This window comes from Marinifilum fragile, from assembly GCF_963677365.1.
Lineage (GTDB): Bacteria > Bacteroidota > Bacteroidia > Bacteroidales > Marinifilaceae > Marinifilum > Marinifilum fragile.
In genome coordinates, this window is sequence record NZ_OY781962.1 from 1543602 (window position 1) to 1563787 (window position 20186).

Sequence of the window (20186 nt, forward strand, 5' to 3'; positions counted from 1 at the left end):
CTAACTAATTTATAGATGTATATTAAGTGCTTCTTCAATTCGAAGAAGTAAATCCTGATAATGAAACTTTGTAGCTTCATCATTAATTGTTAATCTTTTCGAAAGCAGATCTCGTATTCTGAACAGTTCTCCACGCTTCACCGATACCACATCGGATACCCTATTGCTCGTGGCATAGAAAATATTTCTATCTGCATATTTACTTTCCATATCCTCTATTTCACTGCCCGTATCAAACATCTCCTTATTTTTCACTGCATAATCACAAAGCATTGGCATGCGATTGTGAAGTCTGCAGCCACAATGATTATGATGGTCATGAAGTGATTTCTTGGTAGTCTTTTCCATGGTTTTATTGTGGGTAATGATCAGGTTATCCACAAAATTCTTCTGCATTTGACGAGTAAAGACATCTAACTTTTGTCGCTTAATGGTTTTGGCAAAAACACCATTGTGAAAATCTCTCAGCATTTTGGTTACGGTGTAGGCATTGTTGCCATTCATCGCTTCGTTTTGCAGCATTCTTTGCAATCGCTCATCTTTAAGAATTGAAAAGAAAAGCTGAGAATTTAAATCTCTGAAAAGCGTTGTTGGAGCATACTCAATGTTTCCGATAACAGATTCTCGAATTGGATATGTTTTTTTGTAGATCTCTGCATTGGTAATCCATTCTGGATTCTTCACTACTTCTTCAATGATGTATTGAACGGCATCCTTTTGCTTGGCTTTTTCTACATGAGCATAAGCTGCTTTGTTTTCACCATAAACAGGCTGATCCAAATAGATACCACCAATATTTGCAATTACATGATTGGCATAAGTAAACCATTGTCCGATAACCCCCATCATCATCTTACCTGCCTTTTCATAGCTTACACCTTCTTCATAGGTCCATTTTTCTACTTCAGGAACAATGCGTTTCAAATTTTTTAACCCATAACGACTTGCTTTCATCGAATTGTCACCCAAGTCTTCACTTTGTGCTGATGGGTCAACAGTATTTTTGCCGCTTTGTTGAGGTCCATAATGGTACAGAGGATCATCTTCATGTTTGCGGATCATATTGCCCAATACTTGCAACTCATCCCATGGTGTATTCTTATCGATCCAACGATATGCCCATGCAATGGCATATTTGTCGTATACCCCAATTTGAGGAGTGATGTTTTTTACGCCATCCTTAGGTTGAGCTACGTAATTGAAACGTGCATAGTCCATGATAGATGGTGCAGTACCCCCCATTCTTTGGGTAAACGTTTTTGATCTTAACGAATCAACCGGGAAAGCATAGGAAGCTCCCATATTGTGCATCAATCCAAGAGTGTGACCTATTTCGTGAGAAGAAACAAAACGAATGGCATGAGCCATATGTTCATCTGTAAATTTGTTGTCTCTGGCTTTAGGATCAATGCTTCCTGTTTGAATTCTAATCCATGAATGAAGAGCGGTCATCACATTGTGCCACCAGATTACATCTGCTTCAATAATTTCACCCGAACGCGGGTCTACAACAGATGGTCCCATGGCATTCGCCTGGCTCGATGCTGCATAAGTAATCATTGAGAAACGAACATCATCACCATCAAAATCAGGATCATCCACTGGAGCATCTTTGGCTATAATTGCATTCCTGAAGCCTGCTTGTTCGAAAGCTGCTTGCCAATCCGTAATTCCATCTTTAATGGCTTGTCTCCATTGTGGCGGAGTTGACGGATCAATATAGTATACAATTGGCTTTTTAGGTTCTACCAATTCACCAGCCAAATACTTTTCTACATCCTCTTTTTTAGGTTCCAGTCTCCAACGGTTTACAAATTCGCGATTTTCAACTGCTTGCTGAGAATCCTTATAATAGAAATGCTTTGTAGTAAAGTAACCGATTCTCCGATCTGCAAAACGAGGTTTCATTGGTTCTTCAGCCAACAGTACAATATTAGAAGTCACCTCTATCGAAACGGTAATCCCTTCTGCTTTAGTGGTCAAAAGTGATTTCATGATCACATTTTCAGGAAAACTTTTAGCTGCACTAATTTTGGACAATGACTTTATGGCACTACCTGGCATTCCTAAAACACCAAACAAATCATTCAAACTCTTTTCCGATCCATCAAATACCTTGTTTACTTTAAAAACATAGGATGTAGAATCTTTTCCAATACAAGCCAAATCGAAAGCTTCTCTGATTGAAGGAATGTAATTGTCTTTTACCGATTGAGTAATCGCATCACCTTCTTTTCCCTCGTAATAAGGATGGTAAGTTTTAACCCAAATTTTCTCTTGAATGGTATCTGCTTCAAAACGAATTAATAGGTTTTGATAATTGATTCCTTTGTTCAAGCCCAATTCGTTCACCTGAGAAGGAACCTTTGAAATTTTATTCACCAAAAGAAAATCGCGTCCCATTAAAGAATCAGGAATTTCGAAATAGTAATCTTTCTTTACTCGATGAATGTTAATAACACCCAATTTTGTTTGAGCATCAGAAGTGATTACTTCTTCAAAAGCTTTTAAATCAGATTTCGATTCTTTATTTGTGGTAGAATCTACTTCTGTTTCTTTTTTCTTCTTTTTCCAAAAATTAAAGATTCCTTCTTCAGGAGAAATCGAATGAGTTTCTGATGCTATGGAATTCGCATGCATACCCCCCAGAATGCATGCTATTATCATCAGTTTCCCAATCGACTTAGTAGGTGTAATTGTATTTAAATTCATTTATAATGATTTGTTTCAAAGAGATCCAAACAATCTCCTCATATTTGTTGTTTCGCATTAATTATTGCTACTGCTATGGCAGCTCAAAGCAAGAATTCGGAACAAAAATGAATTATTTCAAACTCACAAGGAAAAAGAAAGGAGTGAATCAGAAATATTAGGGAGTGAAAGACAAAAAAAATGGTGTGAATGGATTGCAGGCAATAAAGTGTTTTGCTAAAACAGAGGCAACTTTGCAATAAAATGGTTCTGCTCTATGCCATAATATGGTTTTCTATCGCCCAAAAAAGTATACAAAGCATCAAGGTTCTTTAATCCTGTACCTGGCGAATGATTTAAATCGGTACGCGGCTGATAAGGGTTTTCAACCAAAATACAATTGTCATCAGTAATCTTTATACGAATGGTTAGTGGCTTATCGCTGGTAATAACATTGTGTTTAATGGCATTTTCAACCAATGATTGAATACTTACAGATGGTAGTTTATATTGCATTGCATCCTCAGGGATATCGTATTCCAGTATTAAATTTTCTCCAAAACGTATCCTTTGTAAAAAAACGTATTGCTTTATAAAATCCATTTCCTGTTTCAATTGAATCAAATTACTGTTATTACTGTCTAACAGATATCGGTATACCTTTGATAAACTCACAATAAATTTACGAGCCAACTTAGGCTCCCCATCCACCAAGGCATACAGTGAATTTAAGGAATTGAATAAGAAATGTGGGTTAATTTGATTTTTGATATTCTTTAACTGTGCTTTTACCTTCTCCTCTTCTTCCTCCTGTGCTTTTTTTCTCAATTGTAAAGTTTCACTGATATCCAGTTTAAAACTTGCTACACCGACAACCCTACCTTCTGAATCGGATATGGCATTGAATATCTGCTGGTAATCTATTCCATGACGTTGATATTCTACCAAGAAATGCTCTCCTCCCAATGCTCTATCCAGATACTTTTTCATTTTGATGCGAAAATCACCATAATAAGCATCCAAAATATTCTTCCCCTCTTTTATAAGTTCGTTTTCAAATTTAAGAACCTCCTCTTTATGCACCGAATTAAAACTAGTATACTGGTAATCTCTTCCCACCGAAAAAATCATAATTTGATCGGTACTCTCCATAATGGAAGATAATTTACTTACCTCGTTCATGTGTCTTCTTTCCGCTCTTCTCCTTTTAGTTGATTCATAAAGCCAACGACGCTGAGAAAAATAAAGAAAAACCATCAATAAAAGAGCCAGGACCAATCCAATTAATATGGTTGAATTTCGTGTGGCTTGCACCGTTTCTTTTACGTTGAAAAGTGGTACACTTACTGTAATTAGCCAATTGGTATTGGTTTCTCCAATAGTAACAGGTTGATATACCCTAATAACAGGTACTTGAAGAAATTGAGAATGAACTTCGCTGTGCATTTTTTTACCACTTGCCAACACCTCTCGTATCCCATCTGCATCATTCAAATGATCAATACTTTTACCAATAAAACTTTCCTCGGGATGTGATATACAGAATCCTTGTTCGGAAATAATACTTACATAGGCTCTTCCCAAATCTTCATTATCGTAAAAATGTTGCTGAAATCGATACAGATCCAGATCAGCACCCAACACCCCAATAATACGATTGCTACGTTCAACCGGAACCAGAATAGAACTTATTAAACGATCATCGGATCCCTGATAAGGGACAGATATGTTCTCATTTTTACTTTGCAGAAATTGAATCGCCAATTGATTGTGTATTAGATTCAAATCAGATTGGTAGAAAGAAGAATCTATCTGATCATTTCTTCTATTTAATGAATCAATAGGAATGTACCAAACTGCATTAATTTCGTTTCTCAACTTCAGTTTGGTGATCAGCGCATTATTAATTAGCGCGGATTCCTTCGTGTTCATATCGATAGTTTCTTCTATCGATTCGGCTAGCATTTTTGTACGCAAAATGCTTTCATCCAATTCTCTTTTTACAATCAAAAAACTATTTTGTGCTTTCGATAAAGCCAGATCCACGCTCATTTTACGGGCGGTAATGGTCATTTTATCCCCAATCAAATAAGCTACCGCACCAAATGCCAAAATGATAACCGCTCCTATAAAGATGATGGATTTGTTACGAAAATTCATTAATTCCAGATTTTTAAAAGCACAAAACTTATTAATAAGCAAATATTTACAAATATGAAATGATGTCATTTCAGAAATAGAGTACAAAAGTAATATATAGAATGAATTAGAAATGAATTTCGATAAATTTTACAAATAAGAAGCTTAAAAGGATTCAAAATTAGATAGATAACATATGATCATATAAGAATAAACAATTTACCCTCAATTAAACTGGCAATTAATACAATACCGAAAGACATTGATTAACAAAAACTTATTGCAGCAATATATATTTTCCAAATTCAAACCTGTTAATTAACATACAGCAAAAGCAATTCCCTTTATTTTATAATCAATAAAAAAGAATACATTTGCAAAGCTTTTGGTGCTCTGTTTGCATTCAGCGAATGGAGTTAAAAGGGAATCCGGTGTAAATCCGGAACAGTACCCGCTACTGTAAATCTCGTTAATATCCTATGATATTAATTCGTTCTCAACAGTCAAAATCCACTGTTCTATAGGGATGGGAAGGAGTTGAGAATCGGGAAAGTCAGGAAACCTGCCAGGAGATATTGTTTAATTATTGCTTCCGGGAAAAGAAGTTAATGATGATTTGAGTATATTTTCTGATTTCATTCATCTCACATATTCCAGGAATGCATTAGTATATTTTTACTATGCATAAGATTTTTTGCATGTTGTTAATGCAGGTAGTATGTTTCACTGCATTCTCACAAAAATTTAGCCTTAATGGCAAGGTGTACAACAAAAACACCAAAGAGGGAATCGATTTTGCTTTCGTTTACCTCGATAGTTTGAATACAACAACTACACAAAAAGATGGGCAGTATGAGTTAACCAATGTAGCAAAAGGCAAATATCATCTATGTGTTTCAGTTCTTGGATACGAAAAATTCTGTCAAGAAATTGAGTTAAGCGCTTCCCAAAGTTTCGATATTGGGCTTCAGCCAAAATCTTTTACCATCTCTCCAATAGTTGTAACTGGTACAGGAACACATTATAAAATTGATAATGTGCCTGTTCAAACCGAAATCATTACAAAAGAAGACATTGCTGATATCTCAGGGAGAAATGTAGAGGAAATCATTTCGGGTATCTCCTCCTCTATTGACTATACCACTAGTTCGATGGGTTCCAATATCAAAATTAATGGTTTGGGTAAAGATTACGTGTTGATCCTTTTGAATGGCAAACGACTAACAGGTGGGGTTGGCGGATATGCTGATTTAAATAGAATTAACTCAGCCGATATTGAGCAAATTGAGGTGGTAAAAGGTGCTTCCTCTACCCTATACGGATCCGATGCTATAGCTGGAGTGGTCAATATCATCACCAAAAAAGTAAAAGGTAAATTATCAGCAAGTAGTAGTTCTCGCCTGGGTGCTTATGGAGATTTCAAACAGCTAAATTCCTTCACATTTAGTAAAGGAAAACTATCTGGTAAAACTACTTTTAACCACAAACAAAAGGCTGGATACCAATTGAATTCTTTGAAATTTAATAACAAATGGGAATCCAATCACGATTTGCCATACCTGATTCATACCTACTACAAACCAGTAAACAAAAGTAAATCTTATACCATTAGCCAATTTTTAGAGTACGAAATGAACAAAAAGTTGAGTTTTAACATGGACTTGTCCTGGTATGAAAAGACTTTGTACTTCCCATTCAAAGCTCAAATGCACAATTACTATTACAACAACAGAGCTATTTCGCTAGGCGGAAAGTATAAATTGAAACACAAAAATTACCTGAGTTTCAATTTTGATGCAAACAACTACTTGTATTACACCGAATATCCATACAAATACAACGAAACCTATATTACCAGCACCGATGTAATCAAGAAGACCTATTATCCGGGCGATCGATTTAAAAATTCGGATGAGATAAATGTAATCTCACAAGTGAAAGGCATTTTTAATATCGACGACAAGAACAAACTAAGTTTTGGCACTGAAATTAAAGGCGAATACCTTGAAGCGGAATACAGGTTAACCACACCTAAAGTTGATGCCTATACTTACTCATTGTATGTTCAGGATGAAATAAAATTAAGTGGCAAATTAGATTTGGTTGCAGGTCTTAGAACACTATACCACGATAAAACCGGTTTCTCAGCAACCCCAAAGCTGACCATGATGTACAAAGAATCTAAATTCACTCATAGGTTCACCTACTCCAATGGCTTTAAAAGTCCTACCTTAAAAGAGTTATACTATTATTACGAAAGCAACCGTATGGGCATGTATCGCCTATACCTTGGTAATGAAAACTTGAAAGCTCAGAAATCACATTATCTTGCATTATCAACTGAATTCAAGGCTAATAAGTTTAAAACAGGATTAAACGTATATCTAAATAGAATCTACGACAAGATCGATTATAAAATTATTCCTACAACATACGATCATGCACGAAGAGGTATAGAGGAAACCAAAAAGCGTTACAATATAGATGATGCCAGAACTTTAGGAGCTGATTGGCATTTTAGTTTTCCTGTATTTTCTCGACTGTTATTCAACGGGAGTTATAGCTATGTAAGTGCAAAAAACCTAACTCAGGATATCAGATTAAATGGCATATCAGAACATAGTGCCACATGGAAGCTATCCTATAATCAAAGATGGACGAATAGCAAGCTAAACATCAACTTGTCTGGCGTTTACAAATCGGATCGTTTCTATTTGGAAGAAGATTTGGAGAGAAGCTATGCAGATGCTTACCAAGTTTGGAAACTCTCTTCGAACCTAAGCATTAACAAATGGGAGAACTATAAAATTCGAATCACTGCAGGAATCGACAATCTGTTTGATTATGTAGATGACAGACCCTACGGATCACATTATGGAACCTTAAATCCGGGAAGAACACTCTTTGTTGGATTGAATGTAAACTTTAGCAAATAACCTAATATTCCTTTAGGGATATATCAATAAGATCAAATTAACAAAAACAAAAGACAAAATGAATCTAATCAAAAGATCAGCTATCGCTTTATGCGCATTAGCAATGGTATTCACTGCATGTAGTGATGACAACAATGACGACAAGAACACTTTAGGTGACAAAGAAGGTATTCTATTGGTAACTTTTGGATCTTCATTCCCAGATCCACAAGAGACATTCAAGAACATCGACAATGCTGCTAAAAAACGATTTGCCGGTGAAACCATTAAATGGGGTTACACCTCCGATATCATTATCAACAAATTGCGTCAGGGAAATGGAGAAGGTTCTTTAAAAGGACAAATTATCGACAATGACACGCCTCAGGAGGCTTTGGAAATCATGGTAAAGGATGGCTTTTCTAAATTCAAAGTACAATCTTTACATGTTATTCCTGGTGAAGAATTTGATGAATTAAAAGAAGCAATTCATGCATTCAAAGAAAAATACGAAGGGGTAAGCGTGAAAATTGGTCGTCCTTTATTGGATAGCGATGCTGATATTAAAGCTGTTGCTGATATTCTAGCTGCAAAATTCTCTGAGGAATTAAAAGATGGTCCTGTATTGTTAATGGGACACGGTACTCCACATGCTGCAGATGCTCAATACTTAAAACTTCAGAGCGAGCTACAAAAACTAAATCCTAACTTTTTTGTAGGTACGGTAGAAGGGATTGGTTTCGATGCAGGAACAACTTCAATAGGCGGTATTCTTGCCGAATTGGATAAACTTTCTCCAAAAGCTACCAAAGTTACCATTACTCCATTAATGTCTATTGCTGGTGATCATGCAAACAACGACATGAACGGAAATACAGGCGAATCAGAAATTTCAGAGCAATCCTGGAAAGAAAGATTGGAAGGTAAAGGTTACATGGTTAATACTGTAATGAAAGGCTTGGGCGATTACAACGAGATCAATAAAATCTGGATGGATCACCTGGAAGATGCTGAATAAGACAAACAAACAACATAACTTGTTTAAAAATGAAAGAGGCAGTCCAAAAAGTAAATTGGACTGCCTCTAGCTGCTATTTTGATTTAGTCAACTATGATTACTCACTAAACCGATTTTGATTTATAAACATCTATAATAATTCGTAGTGTTTTGCGCTAAAGTTCAATTGTACCCATTTACTTAGTTCCTTTTGCTCTTTAATGCTCAACCATTGCGCTGACTTTTCGAACTCTTTTTTAAATAAAAGAGGGTCTTCGGCAACAGCATTCAATACCATTTTTTGGTGTTCCAACATTGTTTATAATATTTATAATCGATCTTGCAGAAAGCAAATCGGTCAAATATTCCAATGAATTGGCAATTATTTTAACTCTTTACTGATCTGCTCCACCCATTTGTTAATTCTTTCTTCCGACAAATCGCCTTGACTTTCTTCATCCAGAGCCAATCCTATGAATTTACCATCTACTACAGCATCCGATTCTTCGAATTCATAACTTTCAATGTCTACACTTCCTACAATTTTACAATTAAGATCCTTCACTGTACTGTAAAGTTGTGCCATTCCGCCCACAAAAGTATCTCCATTGCTGCAAGCATCTCCTAAACCGAAAAGAGCTACTGTTTTACCTTTCAGATTGGTATTCTTAAGTTCCTCAATAAAATCTTCCCAGTTATCCTGTAAATCGCCAGCACCCCAAGTAGAGGTTCCTAAAATAAGATTATCGTATTTGTTTATTGCCTCAGTAGGTTTTGTAGATGCATCAAATACATCTGCATTTAATAATTCTGCTAATTGATTAGCAACATTTTCTGTATTTCCAGTAGTAGAACCGTAAATATAGCTGTCTTGCTCACTGTTAATTTATTTTTTCGTTAAACTTGAAATTAATTCACTCATACCTTGTTTAGAACAATTCAAAATTAATTAACAAGTCATGAGTAATCAATCCTAAGAAATGATGATTTTAATTCAATACGTAATGAAGTAATCTTCCTCCATATTTATATCTTGGAATTACTGACATTATAAAACGTTGAATAAAGCCAACTTTCTTCCATCCAGGAAAATCAGAGTATAAGTATGTCTTCCGATGAGATAGGTTCTGTCCCCAATTTTCAATTAAACCATCATCATCTAAACCAAACTCAAAACTAGCTTCTGAATTTTTAATGGTATCGTGCTTGTGTGAATTATTGGCCAACCATTTATTAATGACATCAAAATGGATTTCTGCTTTAGAAAACCGATTGGAAAGATCTGAAAATAACTTTTTAACAGCCTCTTCTTCGAAATACATTAAAACACCTTCAATTACAAACATGATTGGTTGATTGGGATGTTTTTCGTGTATCATATCCATCCAATCTGTTTCGAACATCGACGCTGAAATATAGGTATCATTTGAAGATTCGGACATGAACTTTCTACGCAAAGCAATTACTTCAGGTATATCTAATTCATAAAAATCAGCATCATTTCTACAATCTTTCAATCGATGATAACGGGTATCCAATCCGCAACCAAGTATTACAACAACCGGATTTACATTTCTGCTTATAAAGTCACGCACTTGGTCATCGAAATGTTTTGAACGCACCACAACACCAATTGCTGATCGAATGGCCTTATCGTATTTTGAAAAATCGTAATCGATGGTCTTTAACATTTCACATGCCATCGGATCCGATAATATTGGATCCGATTTTTGACTCTCCAAAGCCTTCATGTAAAGTGTAATGTATAAGGTTTCTGCGATATTATTTTCTAATGTATTTTTTATTTTATCCATTATTGCTTCGTATAAATATTGATCATTACTACTTAAAATGAATTCATGGTTTTAAATCTTATCCCAAGACACTTCTGTTCGTATCTTGCTGTGATACAACTTCATCCTCCACCTCACTCACTTTAATTGCCGCTATTATCATTCCGGGATAGGCTATTCTTTCATCTGGAGCATTTTCGTAACGGCATTCAAAACCCGATTCTGTTAAAGCATCCTTTAAAAAATCCTCTGATAGCGAATGAGTAGGAAATCCCATAGCTCTAGTCATTAGTTCAACAATGCATAGTGTAAGGTAATTTTCACCGCCGCCTTTACCATTCATATGATTTGAGACGAACAAACCACCCATTTTCATAGATTTATTGATCTTTTTCAATAAGCCTACCAATTTTGTTGAACTATTATATTTGTATAGAAAATGTGAACTAAAAAAGAAATCATAAGCTTCTCCAAACTCATCATCCTTGTTCAAATCAAAGGAATGATATGTCACTCGATTATAATCTTTCTCAACCGTCTTAATTCTTTCCGAAATATTACAAACTGCTTGTAAGTCGTAAACATGCGAGTGTAAACTTTGATTTTCGTTTAAAAAAGCATAGGAGTAATAACCTGAATTACCGGCAAAATCACACATTTTCCTTGCCTTTTTAAACTCAGGTAAATTTTTCACAAAACTCAGTACATACTGTAAAGATCCTGCTTTCGAAGCTTGTTCAATGCGTCTAATTGCATCTTCAGAACTCCACGCGTCTTGATTAAATTCGGGAACACTTCCCTTTAATGCAGCAGTTAAATTAGCAAATGGCCCTTCTGTCGAAGTAAATTCTTTAATTGCAGCAATTTGATTGACTTCCGATTCCTGTGTAAGGTATTCTTTTGCCAAATCAGACAAGGAGTAGATATAAGCTTTTCGTTTCAGGTAATCAATAGCATATAATACCTCTAATAAAGATTCCGTAATATTGGCCTCAACATTCAATAATTTGGCAAGTTGTACACAAGATTTAGGACCTTTTGCCAATTGGTCAAATATTCCAACTTCTATGGCAGAATAAATAATATTAGGGAGGTAACTTTTAAATAATAGGTTATTGACTTGACTGTAGGCTGTTTTTGTTTTAATGATGTCCATTTTAGTAAGATTTTGTATTATTTGTTAAATTTCATTTTAATTAAACACATAGTCAATCCTAATAAATGAGGATATTTTTAACATCTAAAAATCAATTGTTTTTACAACAAAAGGATCATCAACAAAAACATTAATGCTATTATTTTGATAGTTGATATTCAAATTCTTTTTAATAAAAAAAGCCTTCCATTACGGAAGGCCTTAAAATCAAAAAATAACAACTCATCTTAAAAAAGACTAAGTATAAAAAAACAAAAGAACGGGTATGATAAAACCAATGATCATCAACCAAACTCCTCTTTTTTTAAACCCCTTTTTGCCCTTTACCATAACAGCACCTGAAATGGCAAAGAATATTAAACCAATAGCGTAAATCATGGCTATCGAAGAAAATCTTTTACCTGAATTGTAATGAATGTCGTTTACAAACTTGTAAATCGGTATTTTCTTATATGTTGTAAGTTCAATCTTACCATCGTAAGGATAATACTTCCCTAATCCACCTTTTACATATATATTGTATACGTCTTCAGCAGGAATAATGCGTGTTAATTTTGGAGCATCACTAAAATGATCTTTCCAGAATGCTTTCAATTCATCTGGTGTTAAATTCGTTTTAGCTACTTTCTCCAATACAATTTCACGATAAGATGGATTTTGTTCATCCTTTTTTAGAACCAACAAAATACCGGAAATTGCATAAATTAAAGTTAATCCAATAAACAAGTAACCAAGGTCTCGATGAAGAGACCTGATGCTTTTGTTAAAAATTTTCTTACTCCACAATTTCATATGATGTTCCGTTTATGAAATAGATTGAATAGAATTTTTTATTATTTTCTTTCATCCAATCGCGCATTTTTGTAATGTTAGTCATTTCGGCAGCACAGTGCTTGCCTCCTTCTTCGGCATCTTGTTTTGCTTTTACCTTCGCTTCGTATTCATTAATGGTCTCTTCTGAAAGTCTTTGTTCCGCTATCGTACCTTTTACAGCAATGGTAGAACCCGATAATTCGCGATTAAAACCATTAATCTCTCCTTTTGCTTCAACACGTATCGAAAGCTTACCTGTCTCATCAAGCAGAATAGCACGTCTTCCAGAATGTGCACAAACATGTTGCACCATTCCCTGAAAAAATACCTCTTTTCCAACATTTTGCGCTGCAATTTCCATTACCTGTGAAATAGTTTTAGCAGCAACGGGTTCAATTTCCTCTTGTTTTGTATCTCGTTTTTTATTGGTCTGATTGCATGAAACCAATACGCTTAAAGCTGCAATTGCAACGAATAATAACTTTTTCATCTGTTTATAATTTTAGTTTTTTATCAGATGGAAGCCGCATGATCAAAATAATCATAGCCGTGTGTGTTTAATCATGCTCGTTTCATCTCTATTTGTTTAACGGTTAAATATTATACTTGCAATGAATCCATAAATTCCTGTTATTGAAATCCAAACAACAGGTAGGATTTGCATTTTTTGTTTGCGATATCTGATAATGATTACAAAGGCCAAAGCCAGAATAAGGTTACTTACCAAAACCAGGTATGAACCGAAATGAAGAATTGGCTTAATGTATCTTGTGTTACCACTAGTAAATCCTACAGCAAATGGAAGAAAATACTTGCTGTAATTTACTCCTAACTCATGCCCCGCTATACTTGTTGCATCCACCACTTCCTTTGTATCGGCATTTATTGCCAGAACATTTTTACCCTTGTTTGATACAACATTCACATTCCAATACAAAGGATTGGCCATAATTAAAAGCTGATCATTATCTACATCGTACTCTGGTGTAGGAATCTCCTGTAGGCTATAGGCGTCGGTTGTGATAATGTGCAGTTTCTTATTCGCATCAAAAACAAAAGCATAAAAACTTCTATCATCAGGCTCCATGGTCTGCAAATAGGTAGGTACTACTCCATCAGGTAAAGGTACTTTCTTCAAAAAGGGCTTTGCGTTCACCATTTTCAGATGAAAAATCTCATCCTTATTGTCTACAATAAAGTAACCTTCTTCGTAGGCTTTTCGCGTAGATGGATTACCAGCTGCCATTTTCGCAGGAAATTGAAAACCTTTCTTAACAAATTGTTTGCTAAAAAGCTCACTTTTTTCTTCATTAATTTCGTTGGTTTCAGGATTGATAAACTCAATTCTATCAGTCAAACGAAACATATCGCCTGGCATTTCAATTCTAACACGTCCCGACATGGATTCAAACAAAGTGTACAATGGGATGTGTGGTTTGTTTTTATCAGCTGGTTTAACACGGAAAAAGAATTTCTTTGAGTTAACCACTCTTGGATTGATATCTTTGCCATTTATGCTTTTAGGCATTCTACCATCCGAAAAAAGTTGCATTGAGTAAAACATTGGCAAAATGCTATCAAACTCTGCTTCGCTATATTCTTTATTGGTTTTTACGTTTTTTCGAATCAAATGCCCCTTAACATCATCAAACTCGATGGCACAAAAAGCTTTGTCAACTGAACTGTAATAGGTAAATATATTTGGTGAAGCTTTATCTGTTACCAAATGATACGATTTGGGCAACAACCATCCTAGTATCATGGTTCCCAAAACAATAATTAAATATTTTATATTTTTCATTTTTAATTAAGCGAATAAGTTAATCCTGAATTCCAACTTTAAAACGTTGAACAGAGAAATAGCCAAAAGGCAATACATAGAAAGGAATTAGAAGAATTGCCAAAACAACCAGGCTATAAGCACCTGGAAAGTCGGAAAGGAAACACAGTTGTAAGCTTGCCAACATAAGCAATGCATTAAAAACTCTTCGTTTCCATGTTGGTTCCAGACAAATCCACGACATAAATGCATATGCTGTTAATCCTGCAACATACCATGGCAACAAGGTATACACCATACTTTCAATAATCTCCATTGGAAAGTAAAACACCGAGAATGTAAGAATTACGATTAGGTGTAAAACAAAAATGCTTAACAGAGCAAGTAATCCAAATCCTAGCATTGAGAATACAATTTTCCTGTTGGAAAGAGGAAGGTGCAAACTCAGCTTAATTCTTTTCTGAATCATTTCAGGAACAAATTGTGCCAAAGCCAGACAGAAGCCTGTTGCCAATGGAAAATATTTTACATCGCGAAACAAAAACTGATCACGATTTACAATTACATCCCACAAATGTTCCAATCCGACCATTCTAAACGATCGTCCTAATTTTAAAAATATGTAAGTTAAAAGAGCCAGACCAACTGCAAAAGCTCCAATTGCAAACCACTTGGTCTTTTTCCATTCTTTAAATAATAATGCACTTGTCATTTCTCTAATATTTTCCTGTTAATCCAATAAATGCTTCTTCCAAACTCAAACTTTCTTCCTGAATTTCGTTTGTCATCACATTGTTTTTTCTCATTAAACTCTCTAAATCCTCTTTGGCCAATAGTGAATACACTTCGGTGTTCCCTTTTATGGTTACCGGATTGTAGATGTCGCTAATTTCATTAATAGCCTCAGGGTTTTGACAATTAAACTTGAATCGCTTAAAGGATTCTAAAAGCTCATTTACCGGCTTTTGCATCACAATTCTGCCATAATCCATAATTAAGCAATCGTCTATTAAGCGTTCCATGTCCTGTATGATATGAGAGGTGACAAACACCGTTTTGTTCTCGGCCTTTGCATACTCACTTAAATAGTCAACAAAAAGCATTCTGTAACCAGGATCTAATCCCATCGAAAAGTCATCAAGAATCAACAATTCAGGATCCTGCGCCAAAATCAATCCCAAAGCCACCTGTGATCTCTGTCCGCACGACATGCGCGAAATCTTTTGCTTTGGATCAATTTTCAACAGTTTCATCAACTCGTAGTAGGCATCCTTTCTCCATTTGGGATAGAAAGCCGAGTAGAACTTCTCAATCTCCGAAATGTTCATGAATGAATACTGCACATGACCTTCAATCAGTAAACCTACCTTTCTTTTGGTTTCTGAAGATAGATTTGCTGAGCTCTCGCCAAACATCAGGCATTCTCCACTTCGAGGTTTTAAATAACCATTTAAAATGTTAATGGTTGTGGTTTTTCCGGTTCCGTTTTTCCCTAACAGTCCCAGAATTCTTCCCTGAGGAATTTCAAAATTTAAATTCTCATAAATACAACGTTTGCCGTAGTAATGAGTTAAATTTTTGCATTCAACAATCGCTTGTTGCATAAGTGTTATTTTATAATGTTAGTTCTTAATAAGTTCTATTTAGATGTTATCTTTTACTATTTAGAATGACAAGCCAATTGCTATGCTGTACGCCCTATTATCATTCTCACCCGTATCTATCTGATTGAATTTACTATATGCAAAATTTCCCTTTAGATAGAGTGCGTACTTTTCATTGATAAAATAATCGTATCTAATCAGTAAATTGGTAAATAAACGATTGGAAGATTGGAATGTATAATTGGGCATCACCAATTGCTCAATGGCTTTATCTGCAGCTAATCTTCCAGCATTTAATTCCTTACTTAAATTGTTTCTATAATTAGTTTCTAACTTGAATAGCAAGCTAGACTGCTCATATTGTTTTAGCACATTTGCTAAAAAACTAAAAGATAAGTTTTTGATATTCTTATTATTGATTGAAGCATTGCCTATTTTTAAATATTTTTCCTCCAGACCGTGGTAATCTGAACTAAGTATAAAGTTCGTTTTGGTTTTCGAACCTAAATTCATTTCACCTGCAAAGGCCAATTGAAGAAATTGGGTAATGTTTGTAAATTTCTTTGCTTTATTCAAAAGATGCTTTTTCGATATGTCGTAATTAAATTCCGTTCCATCTCCTTTGCTTAATTCTCCAAGCAATTTGATATTGTATCCTTTACTTATTTTATAAGCAAACTCTAGTTTGCCTAGTTTTTTATCGTACTCGCTTACCGTTTGGTTGTTTCCCGATGTTAGTTCTAAGTTATTTGTTGAGGCAGATAAGGAAAGATATAAGCGTTTTTGATTCAGAGGTAACATACTAAGATTTATACCATAGCAGTTCTGTTTGTACGTATTATCAGCACCTCCATTAGTTTTTGTAATCACAGTAGAATAAGTTGCATCAGCAACTCCTAAACCGCGCAAGTAAAATACACTTGCTGAGCCATTGTCTTTGAAAAGGGATAATTTTTGATCTTGTTGATACTTGTCAAAAAATACACTGACTCCAATATTGTAATCAGGAAGGAGCTTGCGGCTAATACCAGTAGCTAATTGTAAGTCAAATACCTTATTGTAAGGACGGGGATCTCTTCTGTCGTAGGAAGTTGAAGCTGTATAAGAAGCAAATATTCCCAATACCGATTCATTCATCTTTTGAGCATAGCCTCCCGAAAAATAGTATTGCTCTTTACGCATTTTATCAGGAATTGTATCTGCAACAATATATGGATACAGCCTATCGATATCGGTTAATGTATTCCAATTTACATTTTTCTGCACTCCATTATTATAAGAGGCACCACCATAAAATAGTTTGTTTTGCTTTTTGGTAAATGAGTTGGCTAAAAATTCAAAATTATTTCCTTTATCTCCTTTTTGCACATTGTAAACATTATTGTCATATGCCGATTGAGACAATGAAACTTCTGTTAGTTCCTCTAACGGATAATGAAAACGCATTGCAGGATTATTCCACCAACTAGAAAATAAACCAATTTGATCTTTTTGGAACTCATAGTTAGTCCTGTTATTCTGTGCATTACCCATTGTGCATATCAAAGCAAGTATGGCAGAAAGAATTATTTTATTCATTGTATAAGCAAAATGATGTAAATCGACTGGTAAGGATCATCTGAATGTTCAGATGATCCTTTTTGTATTCAATTAATTTAAAGTTTCAATTATTCCTGGTGAAGGCTCGGCAGTAGGAATAAAATCGGAAGCCGAGTCATTTGTATCTTGCAATATGCTTCTATCTCCTTCAACATGAAGTACTTTTCTCTTTATACTTCTTCCATATCGGGAAGCATCACCATCTCCACTATGTGTATAACTTGCATCAAGAGAAGATGACATTACCATCCATTGGTACTCCGATGGCGTACTACATTGTACTGCATCAATAATAAATTCATTTGGAACTTTCCATGCATCATAGTCCATAGGAAATTCCATATCATTAAATACAAACAAATATTCGTAATGGTATGCGTAATCTTTTACATACTCTTCAGGAAGAACCTCTTTATCGAACTTGAATAAAATATAGGATTTGAAACCTCTACTATGTAAATGCCATACTGATTTAGATGTAGAGACCATTTTAATCATATTCTTCACTTCTGGAACATCTGTATCAATATCTTCACCATCAAACCATTCAAAATTCGATTTCGACAAATCGAAAGAGTTTTTATTAGCTTCTTTATGATTGATTGCAATGTCAGAAATCAACAATGTTTCTCCGGGTTGCACTGGATATTCATTACCACTTCCCGGAATCATATATACTGAACTTACAGGTACTGCTTCGTTTCTGATATCTGGAGTATATTCATTTAGTGCCTCTACGGACATCAATTCAGTTTCGGCAATACACAATCCATCGGCATACAATACTTTATCGCTATTGTTATAAATTTCTATATACTGATCGCCTGCGGCATATTGCTTCCCCTCTGGTGTTCTGGTGTCTGCAAAGAAGATCTCTGAAATTAAGAAACCTTGACTTGGATTAAATGTTACAAATTCCAAATTTAAATCGAGGTCTCCACCAACTACTTTAATATTCTCCTGTTTAGCTCGTACACCAGTTTCTTTTTGAATTGACTTATTATCCAATGACAAGTTAGAATAAGTAATCGTACCTTCCACACTTATATTGTATAATCCATCTTCCAAATCAAAGTAAACCTGAGGTATATATGAGGTTTCACGAACCAACTTTTCGCCTGTATTCACATTCTCCAATGTAAATACCGCATTCTCAAGTTCTGCACTTTTGCCTTCCAAATGCGATGGCATGCTTACTTTTACATCAACAAATGATTTGTTAATGGCATCATTATCATCACAAGATGCAGCAGAAATTAAAAGTGCTGCAGCTATTATTATATTTCTAATTTTCATCCGTTTATAATTTTCTTGTATTTGTCGGATAGAAACCGCAAGATTAAAACAATCATTATCGTATGTGTTTAATAATTGTTTTAATCAAGCTCGTTTCATCTTTTATAATTTATTTTAATTATCAATGCTTTGAAATAATTAATTACTCAGCATCACCGACTACACCTGGAGAAGGATTTTCTGCACCTGCTAAGAAGTCTATCGATGAATCGTTGTTATCCATTAATACAATTCTGCCATCTTCTGTCGTTTTTTCAACTCTTCTTTTTACAGAGTGACCATACTTTTTATCTGCTGTTTCGCCTACGAAAGTATAGCCAACATCCAATTTTGGAGAGTAAGCAAGTCCTTTAAATTTAGAAGGAGCACTACATTCAACTGCATCAATAACATCATCAGTATCAATCGCCCAAGCCTGACGATTCATTGTTATATCTTTTGTTGGTGTGTGAACTACATATGAATAATCAAATGCGTTTTCCGTTGCAAATGTCTCCGCTGTTATTGAGTTAGGAAGTTTGAAAATTACATATGCATTGTATCCTCTACTATGAGGAGTCCAAATTGAACGAGAATAGCTTACCACTTTTTCAAGGTTCGCAACTTCTGGTACATCTACATCTAAATTTTTGTAATCATCAAACCATTCAAAATTAGAATTTGATAAATCGAAACTGTTCTCATTATCTTCAGTATGATCCTTTGCAATATCAGCCAATACGAGAGTTTTACCTGGTTCGATGGGATATTCTTTTCCTGATCCTGGTATTCTGTAAATGGCATGAAGAACCGCTTTACTTGTTTTTGCAGTTTCAGGGCTTAGTTGAGAGTAAGTAAGAACAGTATTGAAAGCACCTTCTCCAATACACAAACCATCAGCATATAAAGTTTCGTTGGTGTTGTTGTAAATCTCAAAAAACTTATCGTATCTATATGATTTTCCTTCTGGTGTACTTGTTCCCGAAAAGAAAATTTCAGAGATCACAAAAGAATTACTTGTACTTTGGATAAAGAAATTCAATGGTAAATCTAAATTTCCATTCTTTACTTCTACATTGTCTTTTACTGCACGAGCCTTCACCGAATTGCTTGCAATCACTTCGCCTTCTTGATTTGCTGATTCGTATTGAATGGTTGCATTCACATCAACATTGTACAAACCATCTTCAACTTCGAAGTAACTTACCGGAAAATAATCCACTTTTTTAGTAATTACTTCACCAGTATTTACATTGGTTAAATTAAATTCTGCTTCTGTTATCTGAGGATTTTTCTCTTTGATATCATCAGGCATGTTTACATTAACACTCAATAGTGTTTTGTTAATGGTATTATCATCATCACAAGCTGTAAATACTGCTAAAGTTAGCAGAACAAAAAATAAACTTTTTATTTTCATATTA

The 20186-nt window shown here is 34.8% G+C and carries 16 protein-coding genes and 1 riboswitch; of the genes, 2 read left to right on the plus strand and 14 right to left on the minus strand.

Annotated features, from left to right (window positions below):
- Positions 1-9: 9 nt before the first annotated feature.
- Positions 10-2712, minus strand: a complete 2703-nt coding sequence (locus tag ACKPCA_RS06040; RefSeq protein WP_321281909.1) for a zinc-dependent metalloprotease — start codon at positions 2710-2712, stop codon at positions 10-12.
- 216 nt (positions 2713-2928) lie between these two features.
- A complete protein-coding gene (locus tag ACKPCA_RS06045) occupies positions 2929-4851 on the minus strand; it encodes a histidine kinase (protein ID WP_321281910.1) in 1923 nt (640 codons plus the stop codon).
- 348 nt (positions 4852-5199) lie between these two features.
- A riboswitch (cobalamin riboswitch) is annotated at positions 5200-5414 on the plus strand.
- A 96-nt stretch (positions 5415-5510) separates the two neighbouring features.
- On the opposite strand from ACKPCA_RS06045, the gene ACKPCA_RS06050 reads away from it, so the two are divergent.
- Both ACKPCA_RS06050 and ACKPCA_RS06055 read left to right on the plus strand, forming a co-directional pair.
- Complete coding sequence (locus ACKPCA_RS06050; RefSeq protein ID WP_321281911.1) at positions 5511-7766, plus strand: TonB-dependent receptor; 2256 nt, start codon at positions 5511-5513, stop codon at positions 7764-7766.
- A gap of 58 nt (positions 7767-7824) precedes the next feature.
- Positions 7825-8763, plus strand: a complete 939-nt coding sequence (locus ACKPCA_RS06055) for a sirohydrochlorin cobaltochelatase (RefSeq protein WP_321281912.1) — start codon at positions 7825-7827, stop codon at positions 8761-8763.
- Between the two features lie 130 nt (positions 8764-8893).
- On the opposite strand, the gene ACKPCA_RS06060 is transcribed toward ACKPCA_RS06055, so the two are convergent.
- The 12 genes from ACKPCA_RS06060 to ACKPCA_RS06115 form a co-directional block, all read right to left on the minus strand.
- Complete coding sequence (locus ACKPCA_RS06060) at positions 8894-9058, minus strand: hypothetical protein (protein ID WP_321281913.1); 165 nt, start codon at positions 9056-9058, stop codon at positions 8894-8896.
- A 66-nt stretch (positions 9059-9124) separates the two neighbouring features.
- On the minus strand, positions 9125-9628 hold the full coding sequence (locus ACKPCA_RS06065) for a flavodoxin (RefSeq protein ID WP_321282598.1): 504 nt from the start codon (positions 9626-9628) through the stop codon (positions 9125-9127).
- 103 nt (positions 9629-9731) lie between these two features.
- The gene (locus ACKPCA_RS06070) at positions 9732-10556 is read right to left on the minus strand and encodes a class I SAM-dependent methyltransferase (RefSeq protein WP_321281914.1); all 825 of its coding nucleotides are present in this window, start codon (positions 10554-10556) and stop codon (positions 9732-9734) included.
- Positions 10557-10614: 58 nt separating this feature from the next.
- On the minus strand, positions 10615-11691 hold the full coding sequence (locus ACKPCA_RS06075) for a methyltransferase family protein (protein WP_321281915.1): 1077 nt from the start codon (positions 11689-11691) through the stop codon (positions 10615-10617).
- 237 nt (positions 11692-11928) lie between these two features.
- Entirely contained in the window at positions 11929-12483 is a 555-nt protein-coding gene (locus ACKPCA_RS06080) for a PepSY-associated TM helix domain-containing protein (RefSeq protein WP_321281916.1), read from the minus strand.
- Positions 12467-12994, minus strand: a complete 528-nt coding sequence (locus ACKPCA_RS06085; RefSeq protein ID WP_321281917.1) for a hypothetical protein — start codon at positions 12992-12994, stop codon at positions 12467-12469. The genes ACKPCA_RS06080 and ACKPCA_RS06085 overlap by 17 nt, the downstream gene beginning before the upstream one ends.
- 96 nt (positions 12995-13090) lie before the next feature.
- The gene (locus tag ACKPCA_RS06090) at positions 13091-14305 is read right to left on the minus strand and encodes a DUF4857 domain-containing protein (protein ID WP_321281918.1); all 1215 of its coding nucleotides are present in this window, start codon (positions 14303-14305) and stop codon (positions 13091-13093) included.
- Positions 14306-14324: 19 nt separating this feature from the next.
- Entirely contained in the window at positions 14325-14996 is a 672-nt protein-coding gene (locus tag ACKPCA_RS06095; protein ID WP_282125081.1) for a hypothetical protein, read from the minus strand.
- 4 nt (positions 14997-15000) lie between these two features.
- On the minus strand, positions 15001-15888 hold the full coding sequence (locus ACKPCA_RS06100; RefSeq protein WP_282013939.1) for an ABC transporter ATP-binding protein: 888 nt from the start codon (positions 15886-15888) through the stop codon (positions 15001-15003).
- A 60-nt stretch (positions 15889-15948) separates the two neighbouring features.
- A complete protein-coding gene (locus tag ACKPCA_RS06105) occupies positions 15949-17466 on the minus strand; it encodes a DUF6850 family outer membrane beta-barrel protein (protein WP_321281919.1) in 1518 nt (505 codons plus the stop codon).
- Between the two features lie 72 nt (positions 17467-17538).
- Positions 17539-18783 (minus strand): DUF4876 domain-containing protein, encoded by a 1245-nt coding sequence (locus tag ACKPCA_RS06110; protein WP_321281920.1) that lies wholly within the window; start codon positions 18781-18783, stop codon positions 17539-17541.
- A 142-nt stretch (positions 18784-18925) separates the two neighbouring features.
- Positions 18926-20182 (minus strand): DUF4876 domain-containing protein, encoded by a 1257-nt coding sequence (locus ACKPCA_RS06115; RefSeq protein ID WP_321281921.1) that lies wholly within the window; start codon positions 20180-20182, stop codon positions 18926-18928.
- Positions 20183-20186: the final 4 nt, after the last annotated feature.

Excerpts from the sequence above, each read along its gene's own strand:
- ACKPCA_RS06100 (WP_282013939.1), bottom strand. The coding sequence starts at position 15,888 with ATGCAACAAGCGATTGTTGAATGCAAAAATTTAACTCATTACTACGGC.
- ACKPCA_RS06055 (WP_321281912.1), top strand. The coding sequence starts at position 7,825 with ATGAATCTAATCAAAAGATCAGCTATCGCTTTATGCGCATTAGCAATG.
- ACKPCA_RS06110 (WP_321281920.1), bottom strand. The coding sequence starts at position 18,783 with ATGAAAATTAGAAATATAATAATAGCTGCAGCACTTTTAATTTCTGCT.
- ACKPCA_RS06040 (WP_321281909.1), bottom strand. The coding sequence starts at position 2,712 with ATGAATTTAAATACAATTACACCTACTAAGTCGATTGGGAAACTGATG.
- ACKPCA_RS06085 (WP_321281917.1), bottom strand. The coding sequence starts at position 12,994 with ATGAAAAAGTTATTATTCGTTGCAATTGCAGCTTTAAGCGTATTGGTT.
- ACKPCA_RS06050 (WP_321281911.1), top strand. The coding sequence starts at position 5,511 with ATGCATAAGATTTTTTGCATGTTGTTAATGCAGGTAGTATGTTTCACT.
- ACKPCA_RS06070 (WP_321281914.1), bottom strand. The coding sequence starts at position 10,556 with ATGGATAAAATAAAAAATACATTAGAAAATAATATCGCAGAAACCTTA.
- ACKPCA_RS06045 (WP_321281910.1), bottom strand. The coding sequence starts at position 4,851 with ATGAATTTTCGTAACAAATCCATCATCTTTATAGGAGCGGTTATCATT.
- ACKPCA_RS06115 (WP_321281921.1), bottom strand. The coding sequence starts at position 20,182 with ATGAAAATAAAAAGTTTATTTTTTGTTCTGCTAACTTTAGCAGTATTT.
- ACKPCA_RS06080 (WP_321281916.1), bottom strand. The coding sequence starts at position 12,483 with ATGAAATTGTGGAGTAAGAAAATTTTTAACAAAAGCATCAGGTCTCTT.
- ACKPCA_RS06090 (WP_321281918.1), bottom strand. The coding sequence starts at position 14,305 with ATGAAAAATATAAAATATTTAATTATTGTTTTGGGAACCATGATACTA.
- ACKPCA_RS06105 (WP_321281919.1), bottom strand. The coding sequence starts at position 17,466 with ATGAATAAAATAATTCTTTCTGCCATACTTGCTTTGATATGCACAATG.
- ACKPCA_RS06060 (WP_321281913.1), bottom strand. The coding sequence starts at position 9,058 with ATGTTGGAACACCAAAAAATGGTATTGAATGCTGTTGCCGAAGACCCT.
- ACKPCA_RS06095 (WP_282125081.1), bottom strand. The coding sequence starts at position 14,996 with ATGACAAGTGCATTATTATTTAAAGAATGGAAAAAGACCAAGTGGTTT.
- ACKPCA_RS06075 (WP_321281915.1), bottom strand. The coding sequence starts at position 11,691 with ATGGACATCATTAAAACAAAAACAGCCTACAGTCAAGTCAATAACCTA.